This is a genomic window from Geothrix sp. 21YS21S-2, from assembly GCF_030846775.1.
GTDB lineage: Bacteria > Acidobacteriota > Holophagae > Holophagales > Holophagaceae > Mesoterricola.
On sequence record NZ_CP132910.1, the window covers coordinates 662,913 to 683,071 of the forward strand.

Sequence of the window (20,159 nt, forward strand, 5' to 3'; positions counted from 1 at the left end):
GAATGGAAAACAAGACCCTGCTCTTCGGCATCGTCGGCGGCTCCGGCAGCGGCAAGACGTCCATCGCCAACGCGCTCCTGCGGCGCATGGGCGAGGAGGGCGTCGACGCCCTCCTCCTGGACATGGACGCCTACTACGCCCCCCTGGAAGTCGTGAAGGCCCGCTTCCACGGCGGCCCCATCAACTGGGACCATCCCCACGCCTTCGACCTGGAGCTCATGGCCTCCCACCTCAAGGCCCTGGCCCAGGGGCAGCCCATCCGCAAACCCATCTATGATTTCAAGACCTCCGACCGGGTGGGCTGGGAGGAACCCCTCTCCCCCGGCCAGGTGGTGGTACTCGAAGGCCTGCTGCTCTTCGCGCTGCCCGAGCTGCGCGACCAGATGGACGTGAAGATCTTCGTGGACACCGACGCCGACATCCGGATCCTGCGCCGCATCCAGCGCGACACCGCCGAGCGCGGCCGCTCCATCGAGAGCGTCATCGACCAGTACCTGAACTCCGTGCGCCCCATGCACCTGGAATTCGTGGAGCCCAGCAAGCGCTGGGCCGACCTGATCGTCCCCGTGGGCGTCGAGAACACCACGGCCCTGGACATGCTGCTCCACCACGTGCTGGGACGCCTGGGCGCCCAGGGCTAGGCCCACGGGTCCAGAAGATCCGGAATCGCCAGCCGCTTGCGTATCCGGCTTCCTTATCGGCCGGAGCCCGCCGGAAGGTAGGCCGCCCGGTCCTTACCCAGGTAATCCGGCCGGCCCCTTCGCCCCGCCCTCCGGTCGAAGCGCTCCCGCCGGGCCCGTCCCAGGAGATGGAAGCCGTAGGCGGCGAGGAACAACAGCGACGACGGACCGTGGACCCAGGCCAGGGCCGCGCGCCACGCCGGATCCACGCAGACCTGCATGCCATAGCCCGCCATCACCATGGGGGCCAGGATGCCCGCCACCCAGAGCCCGGACCGGCGTCCCCTGCGGGTGCCCGACCGAAGTGCGGGCACCACGTGCCCCCGCACCATCACTCCCAGCGTGAAGACCAGCAGGGGCCCCAGGACCACGTGGGCGTGCTGGCTCCAGCCCTGCAGCCGGTAGGGTTCGGGGCCGAAATCCCCCGCGCGCTGGTGGAAGTACTTGAGCCAGCCGTACAGCAGGCCCGTGAGCGCCATGCCCGCGGCGGACAGATGCAGGCTCCACCTTTCCAGGGGCCTCATCTCGCCGCTCCGTAGAGCGCCTGGAACTGCGCCAGGGCGCGTTTCGCCGCATCCGTGAGCGCGGCGGCCGTGAGGGTGGATCCGGCCAGGGGCTTGATGGTCCTTCCCAGGACCACCTCCTCGCGCTTCCCGTCGAACTGCCTGAGCCATGCGCCCCGGGCCATGTATTCGGCCGGTTCGGAAAAGGCCACCACCTCCACCCGGAGGATCCGTCCGTCCGCGCCGATGGCCACCATGGCCGTCTCCATCTGGGCGCGCACCCGGTGCGTGTCGAAGAAGGCCACCCCCACGAGCTTCCCGCCGCTGCGGGCCTCGAAGGCCGCGGGGTGGTCCCTGCGGGTCACGGTCGCGCCGGGAAAGGCCAGGGCCAGGGCCTCCTGCTGGGAAGGTAGGGCGGCCGCGAGGGGCAGGGCGCAGAGGAACAGGAGCCGGCGCATGCGGTCACCTCGCCTTCAGGGCCGCGAAGGCCGCCGTTTCGCGCACCTCGCCGCCGTGGAGGAGGAAGGCCGCGGCCGCCCCGTGGTCCGCGGCCCAGAGGAACCCGCGGTCCGGCCCCATGACGTAGAGGGCCGTGGAGAGCACGTCCGCGTCCAGCCCGGAGGCCGCCGCCACGGCCACCGCGCCCCAGTCGGGGCAGGGCCCGCCCGTGGCGGGGTCCAGGATGTGCCGGCCCCGTTCCGCGCAGCCGCTGGAGGAAAGGGACATGCCGTCCGGAAGCACCAGGGTGAACCGGGTGGCCCCGCGGTCGTCCGCGTCGGCCACCCCCACCTCCCGGGGCGCGCCCCAGGCGAGGATCTGGCCCCCGAAGTCCAGCCAGCCCGAGGTTCCGGCCGCAACGCGCCGGGCCGCGTCCAGCGCGTAGCCTTTCAGGAAGCCGCCCTCCTCCAGGGCCGCCTCCGGATCCAGGAGCCGGGCGCTGCCGGGCTCCAGCACCAGGAGCGCGCTGCCCGAAGCCCGGCGGGCCCGGTCCAGCTCCGCCGCCGAAGGGACCCGCCCCCCCGACCGGATGCCCCAGGCCGCCAGGAGCCGCCCCAGCACCGGATCGAAGGCGCCCCCGGTCCGCCGGCTCCAGGCCTTGGCCGCGCCCAGCAGGTCCAGCCACTCGGCGTCCAGGTTCACCGGCGCGCCCTTGGCGGCGTTGAGCCGGCTCCAGGGCGTGCCGGGGTCCCAGGTGGAGCAGGCGCGCTCGATCCGGTCCAGCTCCCGGAGGATGCGGCCCGAGGCCTCGGTGACCCCGGGGCCTTCCAGGTGGATGCCCAGGCGGGTTCCCATGCAGAGGACCTCCCGGTCCAGGGTCGCGGCGGGCGCGCCCAGGACGGCCAGGGGAAGGAGGAGGGGGAGGAAAGACATGAGACTCATTCTCAACAAAATGGAAGGCTTGTCAAGCTCCTGGCGGACCGGGAATCGCCCTTCCTTCGCGCGGGTGGGCACCTTGCCTCCCGACCCCCATCCAGGAGAGCATGGCTTCCATGCGACTCCATGCCCTCCTCCTCCCCTGCGCCCTGCTTTCCGCCGCCGACCGCTACCCGGTGCCGCCCGTCCCCGCGGACCTGATCGCTCCCGCCCAGGCCGCCCTGACCGCCACGGGCCTGGCCTCGGTGGTGCTCCGCCCCGGCACCGGGCCCAGGCCCGGCCCCGAGGACCTGGTGACGGTCGAATACACCCTCTGGGGCCCGGACGGCAAGGTGGTGGATTCCACCGCCCGCCATGACGGCCCCTTCACGCGGCCCTTGCCGCGGCTCATGAAGGGCATGGCCGAAGGGCTCCAGCTCATGCGGTCGGGGGAGCAGCGGCGCTTCTGGATTCCCCCGGCCCTGGGCCGCCCAACCGGAACCCTCGTCCTGGAAATGGAACTGGTGGAAACCGCGCCTTCCCCCTTCAAGGCCCCGGCCGACGTTGCCGGTCCGGGCGAGGGCGCCCGCGTCCTGTCCTCGGGCCTGGCCATCCGCATCCTCAAGGAGGGGAAGGGGCCCCACCCCACCTACAAGAGCCGCGTCCAGGTGCACTACACCGGGTGGACCACCGACGGACGCATGTTCGACAGTTCCTGGAAGACGGGCCAGCCCGCCGCCTTCGCCCTGGACCAGGTCATCCGCGGCTGGACCGAAGCCATCCCGCTGCTTTCCCCCGGCGCCAAGGCCCGCCTGTGGGTCCCCGAGAAGCTGGCCTACCGGGGCGAGAAGGGGATGCCCGCCGGGATGCTGGTTTTCGACGTGGAGCTGGTGGATATCCTCTAACAGCGCCACGACTTAGGTTTTTTACCGGCCCGCGGTCACAGGGGGTGGCCGGGGTCATCTAACCTCCTGTTCCACCGTTGACGCTCCCCTCCGACAAGCGGGGAGGGCCTGTCGAAACCGCGCCTCCAGGAGGATTCCATGGAAAAGCGAAAGTATTCCCGCACGTCCCTCGTCTCGGACTACACCACCCAGTTCCACCTGGGCGGCAAGGAATTCAACAAGATCCAGGTGTCGAACATCGGCACCCACGGGTGCTGCGTCAAGCTGCCCATCGGCTCGGCCCAGTACCTCAAGGGCAAGCCGATCCTGGAGAACATGATCCTCTTCCACTCCGACGCCAAGAAATACTCCCTGAAGGGCAAGGTGGCCTGGCACAGGGACGCCGCGGGGCCCAAGGACCAGTGGATCACCGCCGGCGTGGAGTTCGTGGAGACGCCCGCGGACTGCGAGCGGGAGATCTCGGAGTACGTGATCGCCACCGTGCCTAAGTAGGGATTTCCCTCCAGGGCGCCATCCGCGCGAAGGCCGCCTCCAGGTCGCTTGCGGAAAAGGGCTTGGGAACGAGAAGGACCGCGGGGTAGGCGGAGGCCAGATCCAGGGCGGTCTGGTCGGCCCGCCCCGTGGCCAGGAGGACCGGCACGTCCGGCAGAAGGGCCCGTAGGCGGGGGAGGGATCCGGCCCCCCCCAGTCCGGGCATGTTCAGGTCCAGGATGACGACGTCGGGCCTGCAACCGGCCTGGACCCGCGCCAGGGCCTCCTCGCCGCTGACCGCCCCCTGCACCGCGTGGCCTCCCATGCCAAGCACCTGGGCCAGGGACGTCTGGATCAGTTCGTCGTCGTCCACCAGCAGGACCTTCAGGCCCGCGCCCGCGGGCCGGTTCCGGGCCGGTTCCGCCCCCTCGGCGAGGGGCGGGAACCGCATCCGGACGCAGGTGCCGTGGCCCGGTTCGCTCTGGAGGTCCATCTCGCCCCGGTGGGCCCGCACGGTGCTGAAGACCATCGCGAGTCCGAGCCCCGTGCCCTTGCCCACCTCCTTGGTGGTGAAGAAGGGATCCAGGGCGCGTTCCAGGACCTCGCGGGCCATGCCCCGGCCGTTGTCCTCGACCCGGACCTCGATCCAGCCGTCCTCGCCCCTCAGGGTGCGGAGGGTGATCCGGCCGGGTCCGTCCATGGCTTCCATGGAATTCGAGCAGAGGTTCATCACGGCGGTGGTGAGGGCGGCGGCGTCCCCGAGCATGGGCGGGAGGTCCTCTGCCAGGACCATTTCCAGCTCAACCGTGGATTGGGTGGTGAGCTCCAGGAGACTCGCCTGGGCCCGGAGCAGGGTGTTGATGTCCAGCCTGCGCTCCTCCGCTGGTTTGCTTCGGGCGAAGCCCAGGAGGCTCTTCACCACCTTCCCGCCGCGTTCCGCGGCCTGGGCGATGACGGCGAAGGCCTGCCGTACGGGGCTTCCGGCCGGCTGCACTTCCAGATGGGCCGAGGCCAGGCCGAGGATGGCCCCGAGGACATTGTTCATGTCATGGGCCACCCCTCCCGCCAGGCTGCCGAGACTCTGCATCTTCTGGGCACGCTGAACCTGGAGTTCCCTTTCCCGAAGCCCGGCCTCGGCGGCCCGGCGCTCGGTGATATCCAGGAGGGAAAGGACGATGCCTTCACCGGAAAGGGGCATCGCGTCGAACAGGAGGTTCCGGGAGGCGCCCTCCGGGGTGCGGAGCAGGGTCTCGAATTCCGCCTTGGCGGTCCTGCCGGTGGCCAGGTCCAGGAGCTGGGCTTCCACCTGGGACCGGTGCTCGCCTTCGAAGAGGCCGGCCATGGTCCGCCCCGCAAGGTCCGCCCGGGGCCGTCCCGCCAGCGTCCTGAACCGCCCGTTGAAGTGGCTGATCCGCCCCTGGCGGTCCAGCACCACGATGGCGTTGCTGCAGGCCTCCATGACCTCCCGCAGGAAGGCATGGCCCTGGGCCGCAGCCTGGAAGGGCAGGAAACGGCGCAGCCAGAGGCCCCCCGCCAGTCCCGCCAGCGAAAGGAGCACCGACGCCGCCAGCGCGGGCAGGAAGGAACGCTCGATCTCGATACGCCCCACGGCCGCCCCTGCGTCCAGGATGGGGAAGGCGATCCGGACGGTGGGGAACCGGAGCCGTTCAGCGCTTTCGCAGATCAGGGTCCCTTGACTGTCGAACAGGCGCCGGGCCTCCGGGGTCCGGGACCGCCCCCTGCGCGCCAGCAACTCCTCCAGGCGGGCCGTCTCGTAGCGCCACAGGTCCGGATTCGCGGTGATGATCCGGCTGACCAGGTCGGCGTTCAGCTCCGCCTCGGTCTCCATGATGCCCCTGAGGCTGCCGATGGACCGGGCCACGAACACGGCGGGCAGGACGAACCCCGCGACCAGCGAGAAGATCGTCGTGAACAGAACGGCCCGGGTCAGGATCCTGCCGTCCGGGCCGATCAAGGCGCACCTTCTTCCGGCAGATGGCCCGTGGCCGAAAGCAGGGCGCGGCCCCGGCCGGAGCGGATGAACCGCAGGAACGCCTGGACCAGGGCAGGGGACCGGGGCGCGGACACCAGGGCCATGCGTTTGGCCAAGGGATAGCGGCCTTCCGCCAGGGCCTGGAGGCCGGGCACCACGCCGTTGTGGCTGAGCACCTTCACGGCATGCGGCTCGGTGGAGAGCTGGGCCAGGCACGTGGTGCCCAGGGCGCCCGGGATCCGGCCCACCGAGGCCAGGGCCTCCTGATCGGTGGCCGCTACGAACATGCCCGGCCGGTCGTGGGCCTCCTTCAAGGCCGGACCCAGGTCCGGCGAGAGGGCGATGAGAATCGCCGTGTCCACATCCGTCACCGGCCGGAGGATCACCCGGATGCGCCCGCCATCGGCCCAGGCCGTACGGCTGCCCTTCAGGATCCGGGCCAGCCCGGCGGTGGTGAGGTCCGTTTCCGGAACGTCCCGGTTGGCGATGAAGACGAATGGAGTCCGGCCATAGGGGTGGAGCCGGGCTCCGGCCTGGATTTCGGCGGGCAGCAGAGGCCGGGCGCTGATGGCCAGATCGACCGCGCCGGCCAGAAGGGCCTTGATCCCCCCGGAGGTCCCCAGGTTGGGGACGATCTTCACCTGGGTCCCCGGATGGGCTGTTTCGAATTCCCCGGCCAGGATCCGCAAGGTCCCCAGTCCCGCGCCCGCCCCTCCGATGCGGAGCACGCCCCCGGCATCCGCGGTCAGGGTCGCGGCCAGGGCCAGCCAGAGGGCTGGAACCAGAAGCATTCTGGTGATTCCACGCGCTAGATCCATGTTCAACTCGCCGTCAGGAAGGCGCCCAGGCCATAGCAACATGCCGACCCGTCGCAAAACGTCCGTTCGGGCTCGATCATGGGTTTCCTTCAACCATGATGTGCTCTCCCGGGCATGAGGGGGTATCATTTGATAAATATTTTTCACGGCATCTTCGCCGAGTAACAAATTTATCATCGCAGGAAAGGGAGCGTCGCATGGGCCGGCAGATCTTTTTCAACGGGGGGTTCCACGAGGAGACCGACAAGCTCCTGAGCATCCAGGACCGCGGTCTGTGCTTCGCCGACGGGTTGTTCGAAGTGATCCGCTGCGTCAACGGCAGGTTCCTGCTTTTCGCCAAGCACATCGCCCGCATGCGCGACAGCGCCGCCGCCCTCCGCATGGAATTCCCCTACTCCGACGCCGAGCTGCTGGAGGCCTGCCGGGAATTGTCCCGGCGCAACGGCGTCCTGGACGGCGAGCTCTACCTGGAGATCACCCGGGGCGAGGCCCCCCGCTACCACACGTTCCCCGAAGGCGTGCGCCCCACGTTCTTCATCGTCCTCATCCCCCTGCGGAAGATGCCCGAGAACTGCTGGAGCGTGGGCGTCAGGACCGTCACCTTCCCCGACACCCGCGGCGGCTACTGCCACCTCAAGACCATCAACCTCCTCTCCAACGTCCTGGGCAAGCAGCACGCCAAGGAGAAGGGGGCCTTCGAGGCCCTGTTCTTCCGCGAGGACGCCGGGGGCCCCTATCTCACGGAAGGCCCCAGCTCGTCCATCTTCTGCATCAAGGACGGCGTCCTGCTCACCCCCGAACTCGACAACATCCTGCCCGGCACCACGCGCCACTTCGTCATGGAACTGGCCCGCAAGGACGGCATGGAGGTGCGGGAGCAGCGCCTCCACCTCCAGGACTTCGCACGTGCGGATGAGAATTTCATCTCAAGCACGGTCTCGGAAGTGATGCCGGTGATCCAGGTGGACGACACCGTCCTGTCCGGCGGCTCCAAGGGGCCGATCACCGATCGGCTGCAGAAGCTCTACGCGGCTTTCAAACGGGACCACCTCGAATAGCCCGCGGCTTGCCGCGGCACCCGGACCCCGCCTGCGGGACGTCAATCCACGGTCAGCAACCGGGTGGCTCCGGGGTGTTTCGGGTCCAGCTTCAGGGCGGATTCAGCGGCCATTCGGGCCTCCTCGTGCTTTCCCAGCGCCTTCAGGATCTGCCCCTTCCGCCAGCCGGCTCCGGCATGGCCCGCCGAACCGCCCTCCATGGGCTCCCTCAGGGCCTGCTCCAGATAGGCCAGGCCCTCCTCCTGGTGCAGCCCGCTGCGAGCGGCCAGTTTGCCCAATTGAAGGCGCACCAGGCTCGGGGCGTCCGTCTGGTCGATGGCTGCCTTGGAAATGCTCCAGGCTTCTTCAGGCTGTCCGGCGTCGAGAAGGGCATCCGCAATGGCTTCGATCGCCCTGGCGCGGGTCTTCACCAGAGGCAGCAGCCGCCGGGCCTCCTTGGCCAGGCGATGCTTCTGCTCGGTCTCGCCCAGGTACCTGCGGACGTTCCGGCTGCCGAGGGCATCCAGATAACCGTAGACGATTTCGGGATCGGCTGGATCCTGCGCCAGGGCGCGGTCGAAGCACGGCTCGGCCTCCACCCAGCGGTTGCCCATGGCCAGCACGACGCCTTGAAGCAGCTCCCCACGGGCGGGGGCGAGGCTGCGCAGGCTCCCGGCGCAAGCCAGTGCCTTCTGAGTGGAACCACCCATGATTCTAGGGATTTGCTGATAGGCAAGCCCAAGGGTCATCCAGGCCGTCGCCAGGCGAGGGTCCGCCTTGGCAGCGGCTTCCAAATCCTTCATCGCCCCCAAGGCGCGATTGAGGCTTCCCGGGTTTCGCTGCTGGAGGGCCAGCCCCGCCTTGGCCAGCCCTCGGGCCATCATCGCATCCGCGAGCCGGGGGGCGAGGACCAGCGCCTTCTCGGCCGCCGCGAGGCCCTCCCCGAAGCGCTGCATTGCCGTAAGTGCTTGGGATTTCGCTGCCCAGGCCAGAGCGTTCCCCGGCTCAGCCTGAATCCGGGTCTCGGCGCCCCTGAGCGTCTTGAGGTAGCGCCCGGCCTCAAGATCAGGCCTGGGATCGTAGGTTCCGGCCACCAGGGCCGGCATGACGGTGAGGGAAAGGAAAAGGCGGGAAATCATGGGAGCAGTCTCCAGGAATCGTCGTTGGGATCAGGGGGGGGTCCTGGAGTTGATCAGCCGGGGTTCGTGACCGCTGAGAAGTTCTTGGCCGTCTGGTCGGCCTGGACATGGGTGTAGACCTTGCTGGCCGGCGTGAAGACGGATCCCGGCTTGGAGGGCGTCACCGTCCCCGACCAGTCGGGGGACACGCTGAAGCAGTAGTTCCCGTCCCCGTCGGCCACGGCGGTCCTGGTCGTCCCGTCCGTGTAGGTCAGCACCGCCCGCGCCACTCCCGCGTTGCCTGAAATGATGTAGGAAGGGGCCACGAAGGAAAGGGGAATCCCGGGACTGGCAGGGTCGGGGGAGGGGAGGCTGAACCAGGTCCCATTCTTCCAATAGCCTGTGACCGTCACGTCCGCGGTCGTGCTGGCCCCCGTCACGAAGACGTCCTTCCCGGACGCGACGAGGACCGTACTCACCGAGGATCCATCGACCGACAACGGGGGAAGGACGACCCAGGCTCCGTTCTTCCAATACCCGGCGATGGATGCACCCATCGTATTGGCCAGGCTGAAGCCCATTGCATAGACATCACTGCCAGAAACGGCCAGGCTGATGACCATCCAGTCCGTGTTGCTGTCTGGCCGATCGAGACCCGTCCAGATCCCGTTCTTCCAGTAGCCCGGAATCTGCACCCCAGAGGAATCCGTGCTGAAGCCGCCGGCATAGACGTCATCCCCGTCCACGACCACGGCGGTGGCGGACGATTCCCTGGTGATATCCAACTGGGACAGGGGTCTCCAGACCCCGTTCCGCCAGTAGCCGGGAACCCCTACGTTGTTGACGTCGCTGCTGTAGCCCGCGGCAAGGACCTCGCTCCCGGAGGTTGCCAGGGCGACCACCAGGGAGTTCCGGTCACTGGCCAGGGGCGTGAGGCCGATCCAGGCCTCGTTTTTCCAATAGCCCGGAACAACCACACCCGAGGTACCGTTAATGAGGCCTGCGACGTAGACGTCGCCCCCGGACACGAGGATGGCGGTGGCCTGGGCGTCCCCGCCTCCATTCAGCACCGGGAGGCCAACCCAGGTCCCGTTCTTCCAATACCCTGGGACGCTCCCCCCGGCATCGCGCGTGCAGAAGCCGACCGCAAGGACGTCCCGGTCCCGCCCGGACACGGCGAGAGCGGTGACCCATGCATCCTGGCCGGGCTCCAGGAGCGGGAGATCGAACCAGGTCCCATCAACCCAGTAGCCGGGCATGGACCCTCCGCCGCTATCGCCGGAACCCAGGCCCATGAAGCACCCCGCATAGCTGGGCGGCACCCTCACCGCGGTCAGGGTGTAGTCCTGGGCCGTCTGGTCGGCCAGGACATGGGCGTAGGTCCGGCTGTCGACCGTGAAGACGAAGCCCGCAAGGCTCGGGGTGACCGTGCCTGACCAGTCATAGGACACCGTGAAGGCGTAATGGCCTGAAGCATCGGCCGTGGCCGTCTTGGCCGAGCCGTCGGTGTAGGCCAGGGAAGCCCCGGCACCGCTGGCGCCCAGGGCGCCCGAGATCGTGAAGGTGATGGCCGTCGCCGTGTAGTCCTGGCCGGCCTGATCCGCCACGATGTCGGTGTAGGTCCTGGGGGCCGAGAAGGTGTAGCCCGCCAGGGCCGGCGTGACCGTCCCGGACCACCCGTAGGCCACGCTGAAGGTGTAGTTGCCCGATCCATCCGCCGTCGCCGTGCCGCCGGAACAGGTCATGAGCACACCCGCAGCGCCCGCGTTGCCGGCGATGATGACGGTCGCCTCATGGACGGTGATCGTCAGGTCCTGGGTGGTGCTGCCGCCCGTATTGGTCGCCGTCACCGTGTAGGTCGCCAGGGCTGCCACCGCCGTGGGCGTGCCCGTGATCTGGCCGGTGCCGGTGTTCAGAATCAACCCCGCCGGCAGTGCCGGAGACACCGAATAGGAAACCACCGCGCCGCCCCCGCTGGTGGGGCTGTTGGGGGGGATGGCGGATCCCTTGGCATAGACCGCAGCGCTGAGGGTGTAGGCCAGGCCGCTGGGCGCAGCATCATTGACGGTGATCGTCAGATCCTTGGTGGTGCTTCCGCCCGTATTGGTGGCCGTCACCGTGTAGGTCGCCAGGGCCGCCACCGCCGCGGGGGTGCCCGTGATCTGGCCCGTGGCGGTGTTCAGGCTCAGCCCCGCGGGCAGGGCAGGGGACACCGAATAGGACACCACCGCGCCGCCCCCGCTGGTGGGGCTGTTGGGGGCGATGGCGGATCCCTTGGCGTAGACCGCAGCGCCGAGGGTGTAGGCCAGGCCGCTGGGCGCAGCATCATTGACGGTGATCGTCAGATCCTTGGTGGTGCTGCCTCCGGTATTGGCTGCCGTCACCGTATAGCTGGCGAGAGCCGAAACCGCCGTGGGCGTGCCGCTGATGACGCCGGTGCCGGTGCTCAGGACCAAGCCCGCGGGCAGGGCCGGGGACACCGAGTAGGACACCACCGCGCCGCCCCCGCTGGAAGGGCTGTTGCTGGCGATGGCGACACCCTTTGCGTACACGGCCGTGTTGAGGGTATATATCAATCCCGTGGGGGGGTGGACCCCTGCTTCACGAAATGAGTCGTCACGGCCCAGGCAAGCCGGCATCAAGAAGCAAAGGGTCAAGCCAGCAATATTCGCAATGCAGCGCAAAACGGAAGCGTGCTTCAAGGGTGGCCTCCAGCCAGAAATTTCACCGGCTCAATTGGCCAATGTTTTTTACTTGATACCTTTTGCAACCTGGCCGATCTTTTCGGCTTATTGCTTAACAAACATGGAATTCGGATCGGTGGATTTGTTGAATGGAAACTGGAAGCCACCAGTGGAATCGTTGCCTATTTGGGCCTAAATTATGGCCTGATTGGGCCTTCTTCGGCAAGGGCCCAAAGGCGATTGTCCTGGCCCGGACCGCACATCTGCGCTTTGCCCTGTCTTTTCCCCGAATTTCTAGTGAAAGGTCGTGAATTCCCTCCGAATGGGCTATCCCGTTAGGGTCGGCGATGGAAGAACCCTCGCGAGAACACAAGGCCGGGCGTGGCTGCGCATGGAGATTCCCCTCCGGGCCGCGGCACTGGCTGCGCACGGGCATCTCCCTTCGGGAGACCGGCGGCCGCGCGGGGCGCGTCCGCCTTGCCCTACCTGCGCACCATTGCCGATTCGAATCCTTCCTCCCCAACCAAATCAGGCCCCTTCCGGGGCCCGTTTTGGTTGGGGAGGAAGGATTCCCCTCCGGGCCGCGGCACTGGCTGCGCACGGGCATCTCCCTTCGGGAGACCGGCGGCCGCGCGGGGCGCGTCCGCCTTGCCCTACCTGCGCACCATTGCCGATTCGAATCCTTCCTCCCCAACCAAATCAGGCCCCTTCCGGGGCCCGTTTTGGTTGGGGAGGAAGGATTCCCCTCCGGGCCGCGGCACTGGCTGCGCACGGGCATCTCCCTTCGGGAGACCGGCGGCCGCGCGGGGCGCGTCCGCCTTGCCCTACCTGCGCACCATTGCCGATTCGAATCCTTCCTCCCCAACCAAATCAGGCCCCTTCCGGGGCCCGTTTTGGTTGGGGAGGAAGGATTCGAACCCTCGATAGGCAGGATCAAAACCTGCTGCCTTACCACTTGGCGACTCCCCAAGTGACTGGATTCTAGCGTGTCCCCGGGTCCCGGGTCCAGTCAGGGGTTGGCTTTGGGCGTGAACCCGAACTCCTCCACGCCCAGCAGGTCGGCGCGCACGGTGGTGGCTTCACCCTGTTCGATGCGGGAGATGGCGCGGTTCCCGGTGGCGGCCTCGTAGGCCACGAGGACCTTCTGCTCGATGAATTCCTTCGTGTCGGGGTTCAGGGGGTAGGCGATGTCCTTGAAGGAGCCGTCCCGCTTGCGCTTGCTGGGCATGGTGACGTAGTAGCCCTCCTCGTTCTCCATGACCCGCAGGTCGCCCACGAGGAAGCACTCGTCCAGGACCATCCCCGCGAAGGCGCGCAGCTTGTCGTCCCCGTCCACTTTGGTGATCCGCACTTCGGTAATGTTCAGCATGGCGTGTCGTCCTCAGACCTCCAGTCTACCTGGGTTTGCGGGCACCGTGGGCCTCCTGGTCGGGCCCTGCTACCATGGGGCGGTGCACAAGGAAGCAAGGAGGGCAGGGTGACGCAACGTTCCGGTTCATTCCAGGCCGAGGCCCAGGCCCCGTCCCTGGCGGCGCTCCAGGTCATCACCGCCACCCGCAGGGCCATGGAGGCCCTCGAGGCCCACTGGGATCCGGCGCTGCTGGAGGCCTTCACGGACCACCTCGTGGGGCGCCGGGGCAGGGTGGTGCTCACCGGGGTCGGGAAGTCGGGCCTCATCGCCCAGAAGATCTCGGCGACCCTCGCCTCCACCGGCTGCCCCAGTTTCTGCATCCATCCCACGGACGCCCTCCACGGGGACCTGGGCATGATCACCGCCCAGGACACCGTGCTCATCCTGAGCAACAGCGGCGAGACCGAGGAGGTCCTCAAGCTCCTTCCGAGCCTCCTCCGCCTGGGCGTGGGCATCGCCTCCATCACCTCCAACGGCGGAAGCCGCCTGGCGACCGCCTCGGCCTGGTGCTTCACCTACGAGCTGCCCGACGGCGAAGGCTGCCCCCTCAACTTCGCACCCATGGCCTCGACGACCCTCCAGCTCCTGTGGGGCGACCTCCTCGCCGCCTACTTCATGACCCGCACCGGGTTCACCCTCGAGCGCTTCGCCCAGCTGCACCCCGCCGGAAACCTCGGGGCCCGGCTGTTGAAGACCAGCGAGCTGATGCACCGCGATTTCCCGAGGGTCCCCAAGGACGCCACCCTGGTGGACGCCCTGGCCGCCATGACCGGGGGCAAGCTGGGCATGACCACCGTCATGGACGGGGAAACCCTCCTGGGGATCATCAGCGACGGCGATATCCGCCGCGCCCTGGAAAAGGCCCAGCGCGAGAACCTCAACCCCCTGGGTCTCTCGGCCCAGGCGATCATGACCGCCAACCCGGTCTCCGTGGAATCGAAGACCCTGGCCCAGGAAGCCGCCAGGATCCTGGAGTCCCGCAAGATCACCTTCCTCGTCGTGAAGGATGGGGACCAGGCGGCCGGCATCCTCCACATCCACGATCTCCTGGGCGCCAAAGTCATCTAGCGCTGAGAACGCCTCTCAGCTTCGCCGGTCTGGGTCTTAGGTTACATAATATACATTATCGAAAGTTAGATTGTGCGGTCGACCATCGGCAGATACCTCCTGAAAAACTGGACCTGGCCCTTCCTGGCGGCCCTGGTTTTCTATGGCGGACTTCTCATGGCCTACGAGGTGGTGGGACTGTCCAAGGAGATCTTCTCCATGGGGGCGCCCTTCCGGTGGGTGGTGCCCCTGCTCCTCCTCAGCGTCCCGGACAACCTCGGCATGGTGCTGCCCATGGCGGCGGTGCTGGGCGGTCTCATGGGCATGCAGCACCTCTCCGACGGTTCGGAGACGGTGGCCGCCCAGGGCCTGGGCGTCGGCATGCGGGCCATCGTCAAACCCTGGCTCGTCCTGGCGGGCATCCTTCTGGCGGTGGCCACCTTCAATGCTCATGTGGTGGTGCCCTGGGCCAACACCACCCAGCAGATCGCCCAGGCCAGCATGGTCGAGGAGGCCCGGACCCGGTTCCTCCGCCCCGGTTCTCCCCCCTGGTTTCCCAGCACCGCCCCCGGCGACGCCGTGTGGATGGCCCCGGACGGCCAGGTGCACCTCATGGAGGTCAACCGGGAGGGCGTCCAGCACCTGGTGGCCCGCTCCCTCCTCTGGGGGCCCGGCGATAAGGGACATGAGAAGACAAGCATTAATCTAAAAATGGTTGACCTTAACGGGTGCGTTTATCACCGGACGGATGGCAGCATCGTGCATATCCAGGAAAAGGAGCACCTGTACGCCATCAAGGTGCCCGAGGTGCCCAAGCTGCTCCAGGCCACCAATGCCCGGTTCAAATCGACCCGGGAGCTCCTGGGTCATCCCGGCGTCGAGGCCTCCGTGGAGCTCACCCGCCGGCTCACCCTCCCCGTCGCCTCCTGTGCCCTGCTCCTCCTGGGCATCGCCCTGGGCCTCGGACATCCACGGTTTCAGCGCGGCGGAGCCATCGTCAAGAGCCTCGGGGTGATCCTGCTCTATTATCTCCTGCTTAAGTACTTTGAAAGTCAGATTATATACGCCAAATCCCAACTCCTCTTCCCCCGGATGGCGCTGCTCGCCCTGCCCTGGGTCTTCCTGGCGGCGGGGTTTGTGCTCCTGCGGCGGAAACTCCAGCCGCACCATTCCAACCGGCTCCTTCGGCTGCTTCCCGTCAAGACGGTCATCCACCTGGACGAACTTCGGCAAAAGGCGTCGGAGATCTGTTTGGGTTTCGTTTCCAAATACTTGAAAACGTTGGTTTCATTCCTGGCGGCGATTCGAAAGCGCAGGTCCCGGCGGGATATCCTGGCCAGCTGGACCGACGGCCTGTGGTGGAAGAACTGGGGGGGCGTCATGGGGACCTTCCTGGCCCTGAGCCTGCTCATCGAATACGCGACCCTCGCCGGGGACATGGCCCACAACCACGTTTCCATGCTTGTCTTCCTCAAATACTGGCTGTGGAACCTGCCGCCCTTCCTGTCGGTGGTGCTGCCGCTGGCCTTCCTCCTGGGCGGCGTCCTCGCCCTTTCGGACGCCGCGGTGTCCCGGGAGTGGGTGGCCCTGCGGGCCGGCGGGGCCAGCCTGGCCCAGTGGTGCCGGGCCGGGTTCAAGGCATGGGGGAGCGTCCTGGTGCTCACGTTCATCCTCCAGGCCTTCCTGGCGCCCTTCGCCTACCGCCAGGCCGACCCCATCTACCGGCAGATCCTGGGCCGCCCGGCCCGCGCGGCCGCGACGAAGCCCTGGCTGTACCTGGGGTCCACCGGCGTGGTCTGGTTCCTGGACGGCTCGGCCCGCTGGGGCTTCCCCCTCAAGGCTCCCGGCGAGGCCCCCATCCTCCTCAAGTGGAGGATGGGGGACGTCCAGGCCGAGGGCCTTCCCTGGGGCGGCATGGCCTTCGAAGAGGGGCCTGCGGCTTCCCGGCTCTTCCCCAGCCGGGCCCTGCGGGACTCGGCCTCGGCGGACAGCGCCGCGACCCTGGACCTCTTCCAGTGGCAGCGCTGGGCGCCGGATCCTGAAAGAGCCACACTGATTTGGAGCCGAATCCTGAACTGGCTTGCGGGACCCTGCCTCCTCTTCGCCATGCTTCCCTACGCCTTCCCTTCCCCCCGGGGGGGCCGGGGTTCCGCCCTGGGGTTCAGCCTCGTGGCGGGGCTGGTCTTCATGGGGCTGCAGGCGCTCTTCAGCGGCGCGGCCAAGGCGGGCGACCTGCCTTCTGCCTGGGGGGTTCTGTGCCCCATGCTGCTGCTGTTCGGGTTCGGACTCCTGCGTCTGAACCGCCTCCGCACATGAGCGCCCGCCGGCACCACGCCCGGCGGGGGGTGCAGATCCTGGTCCTCGTCGCGGGAACCCTCGTGCCCTGGACGGGCTTCTTCCGCATCGACGCGCCCGGGGTGCGGGTGGTGTACCTGGGAACCTCCTACCCGCTGGAATGGCCCTATGTGCTGGGGATGATCATTCCTTTCCTGGTGGGGGTGTGGGCCCTGGCGCTGCTGTCCTTCCTCAAGGGACGTGTGTTCTGCGGCTGGGCCTGCCCCTACGGGAGCCTGGTGGAATTCTTCGAGGGGCTCCGCACGGCGGCGGGCTGGGGCTCGAACCGGCTGGTGGCCGCCTGGATGAGGCGGTCCCCCCTGCACCGCCTGGGGCTGAGGGCAGGGGCCCTGCTGACCCTGGCCATCGCCCCGCTGCTGCTGGGGGCGAGTCTGGCGGCCTATCTGTATCCCCCAGCCCGTATCCTCCGGGAGCTGGGTTCGCCCCTGGACCTGCGCAACCACGGCCAGGTGGTGCTGTGGGCCTGGATGGCCCTCGTGCTGGTCTCGAGTTGGCTCGCGGGTTTCCTGGTTCGTTTCCACTTCTGCCGCATGGTCTGCATCTACGGCATGGGGCAGGCCATGGCCGCCTCCGCCGCGGACCCGGCCAAGGTGCTCCGACCGCGCTACCGACCCGAGGACCTCGGCGCCTGCGGATCCTGCCAAGCCTGCCTGAAGGCCTGCTTCGTGGAGGTGGACCCCCGGGACAGGGAGCTGCAGCTCGGCTTTTCCGCCGGCTGCTTCAACTGCGGGGACTGCGTGGACGTGTGCGAGACGGTGCAGGGGCACAAGGGGCGCCCTTCCCTGCTGACCTTCGAGCGGCCCGCGGCCCCCCGGGAGACGCCCAGGGTCGAGGAGTCCGGGGATTCCTGGTAGGCCCTCAGAGGGTGTCTGCTAAAAGGAAGGCCCCGCGACGTCAGACGAAGGTCACGGCATGCACGGGCGGCAGGTGCTCTGAGACGGTGAGCCAGTCGTCCCCGCCGTTCTCCGACACCCACAGGGAACCGGTGGTGCTGCCGAAGGCCAGGCGGGAACCGGTGGCGTCCACATCCAGGGCGTGGCGGAACACGAGGTCATAGGCGTGCTCCTGGGGCAGGCCCCGGCGCAGGGTCTCGAACGTTCGGCCGCCGTCCCGGGTGCGGGCCACCACCACCCTGCCCTCCAGCGGGATGCGGCGCTCGTCCTTGTCGGAGGGCACGAACCAGGCGGTTTCGGGGTCTGCGGGGTGCACGGCCACCGCGAAGCCGAACACCGAGGGCGGGACGCCCGTGATCTCGTGCCAGGACGAGCTGTCGTCCACGGACCGGAAGACGCCGTTGTGGTGCTGGCACCAGAAGACGTCGGGGTGGGACGGGGACTGGACCACCCGGTGGGGGTCCTGGGCCACCGGATCCAGGGCCCGGTCCGCCGGCATGTAGTCGGCGCGCATGCCGTGGGAGCAGCAGGTCCAGGTGCGGCCCCGGTCCCGGGTGCGCCAGGCGCCGCCGCAGGAGACCGCCACCGTGACGGTTTCCCCGTCCCGGGGGTCCACGCAGATGGAATGGATGCCGGGGTAGTCGGTGCCGCCGCCCATCCAGGCGCGCCGGTCGGGGTGGTCCCAGAGGGGGCGCACCAGGGACCAGGTGGCGCCGCGGTCCGCGGAGCGGAAAAGGCCCCCCGGCAGGGTGCCGGCCCACAATTCGCCGGCCTCGCTTCCCGCCGCCAGGGACCAGATCCGGATGAGCTTCCAGGGGATCGCGCGGCCCAGGGTGTCCACCTCCTCGCCCTGCCCCTCCGGGGGCGCGGGGTAGGCGGGCGCGGCCACCTCCTCCCAGGTGGCGCCGCGGTCGGGGGAGCGGTGCAACTTCACGCCGAAGTGGCCGTGGTCCAGGGCGGCATACCAGTGGCCGTCGCGGGCGTCCGCAAGGGCGAGGGTGACGTTGTCCCCGCGGAAGGCGAGGTCCTCCACGCCCCAGCGGCCCGGCCCCTGCCGGCGCACCTGGAAGAGGCCCTTGCGGGTGGATACGAGGAGCGCTCCGGTCATTTCAGCCTCCTGAGAGGGCCTGCATCACCACCACCTCGTCCCCGTCGGTCACCGGGTCCGAGAGCCCGCGCCGGTCGGCGCAGGCGATCCCATTGACGAACACCACCATGTGGTGGCGCAGCTCCCCGTGCTCGTCCACCACGTAGCCCCGCAACCGGGGCTCCCGGGCGAAGGCGTTGTCCAGGGCCTCCCGGACCGTGGCGCCGCCCACCGCGCAGGGCGGGCACGGCACATGGCGCTGGAGGTTGGCGGTGAAGACGACGCGCGGCATGGCGGACTATTCGCCCCGGAAGGCCTTCTCCAGGACGGCCAGGTCCAGCTTCTTCATCTTCCATACCGCCTGGACCATGCGCTGCACGGCGGCGGCGTCCCCGCTGGCCATCATGGCGCCCAGGGACCTGGGGACGATCTGCCAGGAGAGGCCGAAGCGGTCCGTGACCCAGCCGCACTCCACCTCCTTGCCCCCCTCCGAGAGCCGGGCCCAGTAGCGATCGATCTCCTCCTGGGTGTCGCAGTTCACCATGAAGGAGACGGCCGGGGAGAACGTGAAGGCGGGCCCCCCGTTCAGGCCCATGAAGGTCTGGCCGTTGACCGTGAAGTGGACGGTCATGACCGTGCCGGCGGGGCTGGGGGCGTTCTCGCCGTAGTGCGTGACCGCCAGGATGCGCCCGTCCTCGAAGATGGACACGTAGAAGCGGGCGGCCTCTTCGGCCTGGCCGTCGAACCAGAGGCACGGGGTGATCTTCTCCATGGGGACTCCTCGCAGGGCCCTCAAGGGTAGTCAGAGCCGCATCCCGATTCAAGCGTCCCGGTCAGGGCTGGAACAGCGCCAGGGGAAGGTCCCCGGTCCCGCAGTCCGGGCGGTTCCGCACGCTTCACTGGTTATGATTTGCAAGCGTTGAGGATACCAAACCTGCCCCTGGGCACAGGGCCGGTTCGGCCTGGCTTCAGGGTGGGTTCCCGGAACGCCTGCGGCGCGGGTGGGCCTTGGGGGCCGGGTCCTCGCCCCGGTCCACGTAGGGCTTCAGGGCCAGCCCGGCGAGGCGGGGCTTCAGCTCCTGGAGCCGGGCCTTGGCGGCGCGGGGGGTGGCGAAGGGACCGAGGCGGACCCGCTTGAGGGTGAGGCCGGGGACCTGGGGGTCGGCCACGTCGGAGAGGACCGTCTCGATGCCCGCGGCGCGCCGCAGGTCGCCCTGGAGGCGGGCGATGCTGGCGGGGGCGGACAGGGCGGCGAACTGGATCCAGATCGCCCCGGCCTCGGCCGGGGGAGCGGGCATGGCAGACGGCTTGGCGACCTTGGGAACGGGTGCCGGCACGGGCGAGCTGGCGGCCGATTTTGCGGGCGGCTGAACGGGCGGTTGCACGGGCGGCGGAGTGGGCGGGGCGATGGCGGGCGGGGGGGACGGCGGTTCGTCGGGGAGGACGTCCACCACCACGGGAAGGGTCTGGCCGCCCCAGGCGTTGACGGCGCTGAGCCAGAAGGTCGTGCGGCCGATGAGGGCGTGGTTGAGGGTGCCCTTGGAGGGGAGCTGCACGCCCAGGGGTTCCAGTTTCACCCGGTCCGTGCCGGTGGCGGACCACGTGAGGGTCACGGGGCTGCCCCGCCGCACGACCGCCGGCATGGCCATGAAGACCTGGATCCGGGCCGGTTCTTCGGCCAGGATGGAGCCTCCGGCAGTGCACAGCAGGAACAGGACACGAGGATTCATTGGCGGACTGGGGCTCCAGGAAGCGGGGTAATAATCAGCCCAACCCGTGCCGGAATTCAATCCTTTTCATGCAC

Annotated in this window: 19 protein-coding genes and 1 tRNA gene; 7 read left to right on the top strand and 13 right to left on the bottom strand. The window is 68.6% G+C overall.

All coding sequences use genetic code 11. The features are described from left to right. Positions 1-2: 2 nt before the first annotated feature. On the top strand, positions 3-641 hold the full coding sequence (gene udk, locus RAH40_RS03015; protein ID WP_306600596.1) for a uridine kinase: 639 nt from the start codon (positions 3-5) through the stop codon (positions 639-641). 53 nt (positions 642-694) lie between these two features. Here udk and RAH40_RS03020 read toward each other — a convergent pair whose 3' ends face one another. The 3 genes from RAH40_RS03020 to RAH40_RS03030 are packed head-to-tail and all read right to left on the bottom strand — an operon-like array spanning position 695 to position 2,554. Then, positions 695-1,204, bottom strand: coding sequence for a hypothetical protein (locus RAH40_RS03020; protein ID WP_306600597.1), 510 nt, complete (start codon positions 1,202-1,204; stop codon positions 695-697). After that, positions 1,201-1,641, bottom strand: coding sequence for an FMN-binding protein (locus RAH40_RS03025; RefSeq protein WP_306600598.1), 441 nt, complete (start codon positions 1,639-1,641; stop codon positions 1,201-1,203). The genes RAH40_RS03020 and RAH40_RS03025 overlap by 4 nt, the downstream gene beginning before the upstream one ends. 4 nt (positions 1,642-1,645) lie before the next feature. Continuing rightward, entirely contained in the window at positions 1,646-2,554 is a 909-nt protein-coding gene (locus RAH40_RS03030) for an FAD:protein FMN transferase (RefSeq protein WP_306600599.1), read from the bottom strand. A gap of 119 nt (positions 2,555-2,673) precedes the next feature. Here RAH40_RS03030 and RAH40_RS03035 point away from each other — a divergent pair, with 119 nt between their 5' ends. Then, on the top strand, positions 2,674-3,441 hold the full coding sequence (locus tag RAH40_RS03035) for an FKBP-type peptidyl-prolyl cis-trans isomerase (protein ID WP_306600600.1): 768 nt from the start codon (positions 2,674-2,676) through the stop codon (positions 3,439-3,441). A 138-nt stretch (positions 3,442-3,579) separates the two neighbouring features. Next, positions 3,580-3,933, top strand: coding sequence for a PilZ domain-containing protein (locus tag RAH40_RS03040; RefSeq protein ID WP_306600601.1), 354 nt, complete (start codon positions 3,580-3,582; stop codon positions 3,931-3,933). Here RAH40_RS03040 and RAH40_RS03045 read toward each other — a convergent pair. Next, positions 3,926-5,887, bottom strand: a complete 1,962-nt coding sequence (locus RAH40_RS03045; RefSeq protein ID WP_306600602.1) for an ATP-binding protein — start codon at positions 5,885-5,887, stop codon at positions 3,926-3,928. The two genes, RAH40_RS03040 and RAH40_RS03045, sit on opposite strands and share 8 nt — an antisense overlap. Further along, the gene (locus tag RAH40_RS03050) at positions 5,884-6,696 is read right to left on the bottom strand and encodes a substrate-binding domain-containing protein (protein WP_306600603.1); all 813 of its coding nucleotides are present in this window, start codon (positions 6,694-6,696) and stop codon (positions 5,884-5,886) included. Before RAH40_RS03050 ends, RAH40_RS03045 begins: the two co-directional genes overlap by 4 nt. A 224-nt stretch (positions 6,697-6,920) precedes the next feature. Between RAH40_RS03050 and RAH40_RS03055 the strand changes: the two genes are divergently transcribed. Beyond that, the gene (locus tag RAH40_RS03055) at positions 6,921-7,781 is read left to right on the top strand and encodes an aminotransferase class IV (RefSeq protein WP_306600604.1); all 861 of its coding nucleotides are present in this window, start codon (positions 6,921-6,923) and stop codon (positions 7,779-7,781) included. A 41-nt stretch (positions 7,782-7,822) separates the two neighbouring features. Here RAH40_RS03055 and RAH40_RS03060 read toward each other — a convergent pair whose 3' ends face one another. The 4 genes from RAH40_RS03060 to RAH40_RS03075 form a co-directional block, all read right to left on the bottom strand. Further along, complete coding sequence (locus RAH40_RS03060; protein ID WP_306600605.1) at positions 7,823-8,899, bottom strand: hypothetical protein; 1,077 nt, start codon at positions 8,897-8,899, stop codon at positions 7,823-7,825. A gap of 53 nt (positions 8,900-8,952) precedes the next feature. Continuing rightward, positions 8,953-11,430 carry a putative Ig domain-containing protein gene (locus RAH40_RS03065; RefSeq protein ID WP_306600606.1) on the bottom strand — a complete coding sequence of 826 codons (2,478 nt, stop codon included), beginning with the start codon at positions 11,428-11,430 and terminating at the stop codon, positions 8,953-8,955. Between the two features lie 1,026 nt (positions 11,431-12,456). Next, positions 12,457-12,531, bottom strand: a tRNA-Gln gene (locus tag RAH40_RS03070). Positions 12,532-12,571: 40 nt separating this feature from the next. After that, complete coding sequence (locus RAH40_RS03075) at positions 12,572-12,931, bottom strand: SpoVG family protein (protein ID WP_306600607.1); 360 nt, start codon at positions 12,929-12,931, stop codon at positions 12,572-12,574. A gap of 108 nt (positions 12,932-13,039) precedes the next feature. On the opposite strand from RAH40_RS03075, the gene RAH40_RS03080 reads away from it, so the two are divergent. The 3 genes from RAH40_RS03080 (at position 13,040) to RAH40_RS03090 (ending at position 17,229) form a co-directional block, all read left to right on the top strand. Further along, on the top strand, positions 13,040-14,041 hold the full coding sequence (locus tag RAH40_RS03080) for an SIS domain-containing protein (protein ID WP_306600608.1): 1,002 nt from the start codon (positions 13,040-13,042) through the stop codon (positions 14,039-14,041). Positions 14,042-14,113: 72 nt separating this feature from the next. After that, positions 14,114-16,336: an LptF/LptG family permease gene (locus RAH40_RS03085; RefSeq protein WP_306600609.1), complete on the top strand. Its 2,223-nt coding sequence runs from the start codon at positions 14,114-14,116 to the stop codon at positions 16,334-16,336. Next, on the top strand, positions 16,333-17,229 hold the full coding sequence (locus RAH40_RS03090) for a 4Fe-4S binding protein (protein ID WP_306600610.1): 897 nt from the start codon (positions 16,333-16,335) through the stop codon (positions 17,227-17,229). The genes RAH40_RS03085 and RAH40_RS03090 overlap by 4 nt, the downstream gene beginning before the upstream one ends. A 40-nt stretch (positions 17,230-17,269) precedes the next feature. Here the strand turns inward: RAH40_RS03090 and RAH40_RS03095 are convergent, their stop codons facing one another. From RAH40_RS03095 to RAH40_RS03110, 4 genes are all read right to left on the bottom strand, one after another. Further along, entirely contained in the window at positions 17,270-18,376 is a 1,107-nt protein-coding gene (locus RAH40_RS03095; RefSeq protein WP_306600611.1) for a sialidase family protein, read from the bottom strand. A gap of 1 nt (position 18,377) precedes the next feature. Beyond that, the gene (locus RAH40_RS03100) at positions 18,378-18,647 is read right to left on the bottom strand and encodes a MoaD/ThiS family protein (protein ID WP_306600612.1); all 270 of its coding nucleotides are present in this window, start codon (positions 18,645-18,647) and stop codon (positions 18,378-18,380) included. A 6-nt stretch (positions 18,648-18,653) separates the two neighbouring features. Further along, positions 18,654-19,127: a VOC family protein gene (locus RAH40_RS03105; RefSeq protein ID WP_306600613.1), complete on the bottom strand. Its 474-nt coding sequence runs from the start codon at positions 19,125-19,127 to the stop codon at positions 18,654-18,656. Positions 19,128-19,323: 196 nt separating this feature from the next. Then, positions 19,324-20,085, bottom strand: coding sequence for an SPOR domain-containing protein (locus RAH40_RS03110; protein WP_306600614.1), 762 nt, complete (start codon positions 20,083-20,085; stop codon positions 19,324-19,326). Between the last annotated feature and the right edge of the window lie 74 nt (positions 20,086-20,159).